Source organism: Actinocrinis sp. (assembly GCF_035938995.1).
Classification (GTDB): domain Bacteria; phylum Actinomycetota; class Actinomycetes; order Streptomycetales; family Catenulisporaceae; genus DASZGI01.
The window spans coordinates 23,108-29,792 of the sequence record NZ_DASZGI010000108.1 but is presented as its reverse complement, the minus strand read 5'-3'; the positions used below and the strand labels follow the sequence as shown (position 1 = coordinate 29,792).

Genomic DNA, 6,685 nt, shown 5'->3' with positions numbered 1-6,685 from the left:
GGGTAAGAGGACTGCGACGAAGCCGACTGCGGGGGGAGGGCCGCGGTGACGCAGTCGCATCGTGAGAACCTGACGAAGCGTTTCCTGATCGGTGTGCGGATCCTGTTCGGCGTGTTCGGGGCGGTGAGCCTCGTGCTCGGTTACGTCGGCCTGCGCGCCTTCGTGAACGGCCACGATCCGGCCAAACCGCAGAACATCGCGCCGCTCAGCGGTTCCCGCTCGGATCTGGTGTTCTACGACATCCAGCTCATCTTCGGCCAGTCTCCGCCGCTGAACCAGCAAGAGCCGGGGCCGATGACGCTGCCGCTCGAGGTGGGCCGGTTCGGCGCGCCGACGATCCTGCTCTATCCGCTGACGGAGCTGGGCATCGCGCTGGCCGCCGGGCGGCTCCGGCTGGTCCGTCAGCGCCGCGCGCGCGGGCACGCCGTCGTCTGCGGCACGACCCGCGCGGCGGACACGCTGGCCGACCGGCTGCGCGCGGCCGGCACCCGGGTGATCACCATCGAACCATCGCTGGGACGCCGGGACAGCCTCGACGTGGTGGCGGGCGACCCTGCCGAGCGGCGCACGCTGCTCAACGCGGCGGTACAGCGCGCCTCGTGTGTCTACGCCTGTCTGGAACGCAGCGAGGACAACGCGATGATCGTCAACGCCGTCGAGCGGATCCGGTCGGCGCAGGGCCGCCCGGATCGGCTCTACGCGCTGGTCCCGGATCTCGACCTGTGCGCGGCGCTCAAGGCCAGGCAGTGGAGCGCGAGCGCGTCCGGGGCGCCGTACCTGGATTTCTTCACCCCGGACGAGCTGGCCGCGCGGACCGTGGTCGGGCGCGACGACGGGGCGTTCGCCGCGGGGCCGCCCGAGATCGCGGTCGTCGGGACCGGCGCGTTCGCCCGCGCGGTGGTGGTCGAGTTCGGGCGGCAATGGGTGACCCGGCGCGGCACTTCGGCGGAGGCGATGCGGGCGACACTGATCGGCCACGACGCCGCGCAGGTCGCGAACGAACTGCGCGATCGTTACGCCTTTCTCGGGCGTTCGTGCCGGATCCAGCCGCGCACCGAGTCGCTCGACCGGCTCCTGGCGCAGCGTCGGGACGCGGCGGCGCCCCGCCTGCACCGGCTCTACCTCTGCCAGGCGGACGAGGGGGAGGCGCTCAAGACGGCACTCGCCTCGGCGGCGTATCTGCGGTCGGCGGTCGGCTCGATCGTGGTCCGGCTGGACCGGATGGCGGGCATGGCCGAAGGCTTCCGGGGCAAGGGCGGCCCGAGCGGCGCGGCCCGGCTCGACGCGCTCGGCGGGCGGCTGCGCATGGTCGACGTGATCGGCGAGGGCTGCGATCCGGGCCTCATCTCCGAGGATCTGACCGAGACGCTGGCCCGCGCCTGCCACCAGCGCTTCCTGGTTGAGCAGTTCGAGGCCGGGGCGGAGCCGGGTTCCACCGCGGCGCTGGTGCGCTGGGAGGAACTGCCCGAGGAGTACCGAGACGCGAACCGAGACCTGGCCGCGGACGTCGGCCGCAAACTCAACGAGATCGGCTGCCTGCTCACTCCGCGGGCGGTCGGTGAGCCCGAGTTCGCGTATCAGGGGGACGAGGTCGAGCGCCTCGCCGAGCGGGAGCACGCCCGGTGGATGGCGGAGCGGCGGCGCCGCGGGTGGGTCTACGGTCCGCGGCGGGACGAGGCGGCGAAACGGCATACGGGGCTGGTCCCCTGGGCCCAGCTCAACGAGGAGCAGCGGGAGAAGGACCGGCAAGCCGTGCGCGGCTTCCCGGCGATGCTCGCCGACGCCGGGTTGGTGATCGTGCGGACCGGGCCGGGCGGTCGCGATCCCGACCCCGAGATCGACGCTCTGCTCCACCCGCGGCCGCCAGCCGATCCGGTGGCGGGAGCCGCCGCCGGCCGCGTCAGGACCGGCGAGCTCCCTTGGGCCAAATGACGGTGACCGGAATGGACCGCGCCCGCGCTGTCTCCACGACGTGCGCGGTGCCGCCGGGAATCGCGGAGTCGTCGCCGTCCCAGACCGCGACCAGGTGGTCGATGGCGTCCAGCATCTTGTTGTTCGCCGCGATATAGGCGGCCCGCGAGGCGCGCGGCTCCGCGGTGGTCCGCACCGACTCGGCGCGCCGCAGCAGCCGGTCGAAGGTCACCGCGTCGGCCGGCCCGAGCTGCGAGCGCCCATAGTCCGGGGACGGGAGGATGACCTCGAGCCGGCCGCCGAGGCTCAGCAGAACCTCGGCGAAGACCGAGTCCGCGCCCGGCGCCAGGCAGCTGATCCCGACCATCATCCGCGACGACGCCCGCGCTCGATCCCGCACGCCGCGCAGCAGGGACCGCAGCTCCACGGCGACGAGCCGGGCCGTCTCCGGGGTCAGATTGATGTGTCCGGTGACACCGACACGTATCGGCGCCACGGCATCACGCTCCGCGCGGCCGCCCTGCGTCGTCCCGCTAAGCGCTGTGCCGCTCGGCGCCGTATCACCGTCCACACCGGAACGGTTGCCCGGTAGGCGGCCCGAGCTAACCCGTCAGACGTTGAACCGGAACTCGACCACGTCGCCGTCGGCCATGACGTAGTCCTTGCCCTCGATGCGGGCCTTGCCGCGGGCGCGGGCCTCGGCCACCGAGCCGGCGGCGACCAGGTCGTCGTAGGAGACGACCTCGGCCTTGATGAAGCCGCGCTGGAAGTCGGTGTGGATGACCCCGGCGGCCTCGGGAGCGGTCGCGCCCTTGCGGATCGTCCAGGCACGGGCCTCCTTGGGGCCGGCGGTCAGGTACGTCTGCAGGCCGAGGGTGTCGAAGCCGACCCGGGCCAGCTGGGTGATGCCGGACTCCTCCTGGCCCATGGACTGCAGCAGCTCGAGGGCCTCCTCGTCGGGCAGCTCGATCAGCTCGGACTCGATCTTCGCGTCGAGGAAGAGCGCCTCGGCGGGGGCGACGAGGGCGCGCAGCTCGGCCTTGACGTCCTCGTTGGCCAGCTTCTCCTCATCGACGTTGAACACGTAGATGAAGGGCTTCGCGGTCAGCAGGTGCAGCTCGCGCAGCGGGGCCGGGTCGAGTCCGGCGGCGAAGACCGTGGTGCCCTGATCGAGGACCTTCTTCGCCTCCTCGATCGCGGCGACGGTGGCCTGCTTGTCCTTGGCCATCCGCGCCTCCTTCTGCAGGCGCGGCAGGACCCGCTCGACGGTCTGCAGGTCGGCCAGGATCAGCTCGGTGTTGATGGTCTCCAGGTCGCCGCGCGGGGAGACCTTGCCGTCCACGTGGTGCACGTCCGAGTCGGTGAACGCCCGGATCACCTGGCAGATCGCGTCGGCCTCGCGGATGTGGGAGAGGAACTTGTTGCCCAGACCCTCGCCCTCGGACGCGCCGCGCACGATGCCGGCGATGTCCACGAAGGACACCGTGGCCGGCACGACCCGCTCGGACTTGAACAGATCGGCCAGGACCCGCAGGCGCGGGTCGGGCACGCCGACCACTCCGACGTTCGGCTCGATGGTCGCGAACGGGTAGTTCGCGGCGAGCACGTCGTTCTTGGTCAGCGCGTTGAAGAGGGTCGACTTGCCGACGTTCGGCAGGCCGACGATTCCGATCTGCAGGCCCATGGACGGCAAGTCTAGTTGTCCGCGGGCCGCCGAACTCCCACGATGGATGCTTGTGAACTCTGGTGCGCTGGTGATGCTGCTGATCGGGCTGGCCCTAGGGCTTGTGGTGGGCGTCCTGTGGGAGCGCGGGCGGCGCAGCGGTCCGTCGGCCGAGGCGATGGACCGGTCCACGGAACGGCTGCTGGGCCTGGCGGACCGGCAGTTCGCCCAGGTGGGGCGGCCGATCCAGGAGTCGCTTCAGCACCTGGACGACCGGCTGCGGGAGATCGAGCGCGGACGCGCTTCGGCCCAGGCGGCGCTCGCACAGCAGATCGAGGACGTCCGGGTGGCCGGGGAGGATCTGCGGGGACAGACGGCTGCTTTGGTGACCGCCTTGCGCGCGCCTCAGGTCCGAGGGCGCTGGGGGGAGCTGCACCTGCGGCGTGCGGTGGAATTGGCGGGGATGGTCGACCGGTGCGACTTCACCGAGCAGGTGGTCATAGGCGCCGCGCTCGACGGGGACGAGGGTGCGGCGCGGCCGGACCTCGTGGTGCACCTGGCCGGGAACAAGAACGTGGTCGTGGACGCAAAGGTGCCGCTCGGTGCCTTCTTGGAGGCGGCGGAAGCCAAAGACGACGCGGAGCGTGCGGAACGGCTAAAGGGCCACGCGCGGCAGCTCAGGGCACATGTCGAGCAGTTGGGCTCGCGCGGATACTGGCGGCGCCTTAGCTCGGCGGGTGCGCCTACACCTGAGTTCGTGGTGCTGTTCGTGCCGGGCGAGGCGTTCCTGTCGCACGCCTTGGAGGCCGATCCGAACCTGCTGGAGTTCGCGGCGGAGCGCCGGGTGATGCTGGCGTCGCCGACGACGCTGATCACCCTGCTACGGACGGTCGCGTACGCGTGGTCGCAGGACACGCTGGCCGCCGAGGCGCGCACGATCATCGACCTCGGCCGGGAGCTGTACGAGCGCATCGGCGTGCTCGCCGGGCATCTGGACCGGGTCGGCGGCTCGCTCGGCGGTGCGGTCGCGGCGTACAACAAAGCGGTCGGCTCGCTCGACTCGCGGGTCCTGGTCACCGCGCGGCGGCTGCGCGATCTCGGGGTGGGCGAGGCGCAGCTCGAGCCGCCGCGCCATCTGGACACCGCGCCGCGCTCCCCCGCGGCACTCGACTCGGTCGTGCCGCTGCCGACCAGCCCGCAGAGACTGACGCAGCGTTCCGCGCCTGACCAGATGACGGATCGGATAACGCCGTAGGGCACCACTTCGGAAGCAGCTTGTCGCCTTTATGGGTGATCAAGGGGGCGTGTCTTGTGCTAGTAGGCCGAATCGGCTCATAGCGTGACGCTATGAGCCAGCACAGGGCTGAGCGCCAACGACCTCCGCAGACCCAACTGTGGACGCCGGGGCCGGAGGCACGCGCGGCGGCTCAGGGAGCGGGACGGCGCGAGAAGGGGGATGGCGCTGGTGGACGGGCGCAATGGGAACCAACACTGGGGGAACGAACACAGGGGGAAAGAGCGCGGTCGAATACCAGCGGGGCCGCGACCGTGACCGGCGGCGCCCCCCTCACCACGGCCGGAGTCGCGGTCGTACTCGGCGGCGCCTGCATTATCGGGGGGCTGATCGACCTGCTGCTCGTGGGCACCGCGGCGTGGGCCATCACCGGGCTGTTCCTTGCAGCGTGCGTGTACGCGGCAGTGAAGGTGCGCCGTCAGGGCTGGTATTCGGCGGTGGTCGGACCGCCGCTGGCATTCGCGCTCGGGTTAACCCTGATCGCGTTCTTCTCCCCGCACGACCTGGGGTCGGGGGTCACCGGCGCCGCCGCGACGATGCTCGAACTGCTCGCGGTCAAGGCGCGGGCGGTGTTCCTCGGCACGGGGCTGGCGCTGGCGATCGTGCTGGTGCGCCGGCTGCCGTTCAGCGGATGATGGCTCTTCGAGTTTCCGGGGCGGCGGCGAAAGATCGCGCGGCGGGGAACGCCTTTCTCCCCGCCGCGCGATCTACAGCCGCCATCAAGCCCCGGTGAGCTTCGAAGAGTGCCGGTGATTTTCTCCGGCGGCTGGGAGCCGACGCGGGTCAGTCGTCCTTGAGGTTGCGGCGAAGCTCGTGCGGCAGCGCGAACAGCAGCTTCTCCTGCGCCGAGCGCACTTCCTCGACGTCGGTGTAGCCGCGCTCGGCCAGCGCGGCCAGCAGGCCGGTCACGAGTTCCTCCGGCACCGACGCGCCCGAGGTGACTCCGACGGTCGACACGCCCTCGAGCCAGGCGGGATCGACCTCCTCGGCCCGGTCCACCAGGTACGCCGCCTTCGCGCCAGCCTCCAGCGCCACCTCGACCAGGCGCACCGAGTTGGACGAGTTGGCCGAGCCGACCACGATCACCAGGTCCGCCTCGGGGGCGATCCGCTTGACCGCGACCTGCCGGTTCTGCGTCGCGTAGCAGATGTCGTCCGACGGCGGGTCGATCAGCAGCGGGAAGCGCTCGCGCAGCTTGGCGACCGTCTGCTCGGTCTCGTCCACCGACAGCGTGGTCTGCGACAGCCAGGCCACCCGGGACGGGTCGCGCACCTCGACGTCCGCGACGCCCTCGGGGCCGTCCACCAGCTTGATGTGCTCCGGGGCCTCACCGGTGGTGCCGACGACCTCCTCGTGCCCCTCGTGCCCGATCAGCAGGATGTCGTAGCCCTCGTCGGCGAACCGGACTGCCTCCTTGTGCACCTTCGTCACCAGCGGGCAGGTCGCGTCGATCGTCCTCAGCCGACGCGTGCGGGCCTGCTCGTGCACCTCGGGGGCGACGCCGTGGGCGGAGAAGATGACGATCGAGCCCTCGGGCACCTCCTCGTTCTCCTCCACGAAGACCGCACCGCGCTCCTCGAGCGTCTGCACCACGTGCTTGTTGTGCACGATCTGCTTGCGCACGTACACCGGGGCGCCGTACTGCTCGAGGGCCTTCTCCACGGCCAGGACCGCGCGGTCAACGCCCGCGCAGTAGCCGCGCGGGGCGGCGAGCAGCACCCGTTTGCGCTGCGGCGCGGCGGGCTGGAACGGCGTGGCCGCGGGGGCCTGGGCGGAACCGGAGGCGGTGACCATGGCTCCATGGTATTCGCGGACGC

General features: G+C 71.4%; 6 protein-coding genes. 3 read left to right on the top strand and 3 right to left on the bottom strand.

Going from position 1 to position 6,685, the window contains the following annotated elements; translation table 11 throughout:
* Positions 1-45 precede the first annotated feature (45 nt).
* A complete protein-coding gene (locus VGZ32_RS07345; protein WP_326885101.1) occupies positions 46-1,932 on the top strand; it encodes a RyR domain-containing protein in 1,887 nt (628 codons plus the stop codon).
* On the opposite strand, the gene VGZ32_RS07340 is transcribed toward VGZ32_RS07345, so the two are convergent.
* On the bottom strand, positions 1,901-2,407 hold the full coding sequence (locus tag VGZ32_RS07340; protein WP_326885100.1) for a hypothetical protein: 507 nt from the start codon (positions 2,405-2,407) through the stop codon (positions 1,901-1,903). The genes VGZ32_RS07345 and VGZ32_RS07340 overlap by 32 nt on opposite strands.
* Before the next feature lie 114 nt (positions 2,408-2,521).
* Positions 2,522-3,595, bottom strand: a complete 1,074-nt coding sequence (ychF, locus tag VGZ32_RS07335; protein ID WP_326885099.1) for a redox-regulated ATPase YchF — start codon at positions 3,593-3,595, stop codon at positions 2,522-2,524.
* 52 nt (positions 3,596-3,647) lie between these two features.
* On the opposite strand from ychF, the gene VGZ32_RS07330 reads away from it, so the two are divergent.
* Together VGZ32_RS07330 and VGZ32_RS07325 are read left to right on the top strand one after the other, a co-directional pair.
* Positions 3,648-4,829, top strand: a complete 1,182-nt coding sequence (locus VGZ32_RS07330) for a DNA recombination protein RmuC (RefSeq protein WP_326885098.1) — start codon at positions 3,648-3,650, stop codon at positions 4,827-4,829.
* Positions 4,830-5,122: 293 nt separating this feature from the next.
* A complete protein-coding gene (locus VGZ32_RS07325; protein WP_326885097.1) occupies positions 5,123-5,503 on the top strand; it encodes a DUF6542 domain-containing protein in 381 nt (126 codons plus the stop codon).
* Positions 5,504-5,651: 148 nt separating this feature from the next.
* On the opposite strand, the gene VGZ32_RS07320 is transcribed toward VGZ32_RS07325, so the two are convergent.
* Entirely contained in the window at positions 5,652-6,662 is a 1,011-nt protein-coding gene (locus VGZ32_RS07320; protein WP_326885096.1) for a 4-hydroxy-3-methylbut-2-enyl diphosphate reductase, read from the bottom strand.
* Positions 6,663-6,685 lie beyond the last annotated feature (23 nt).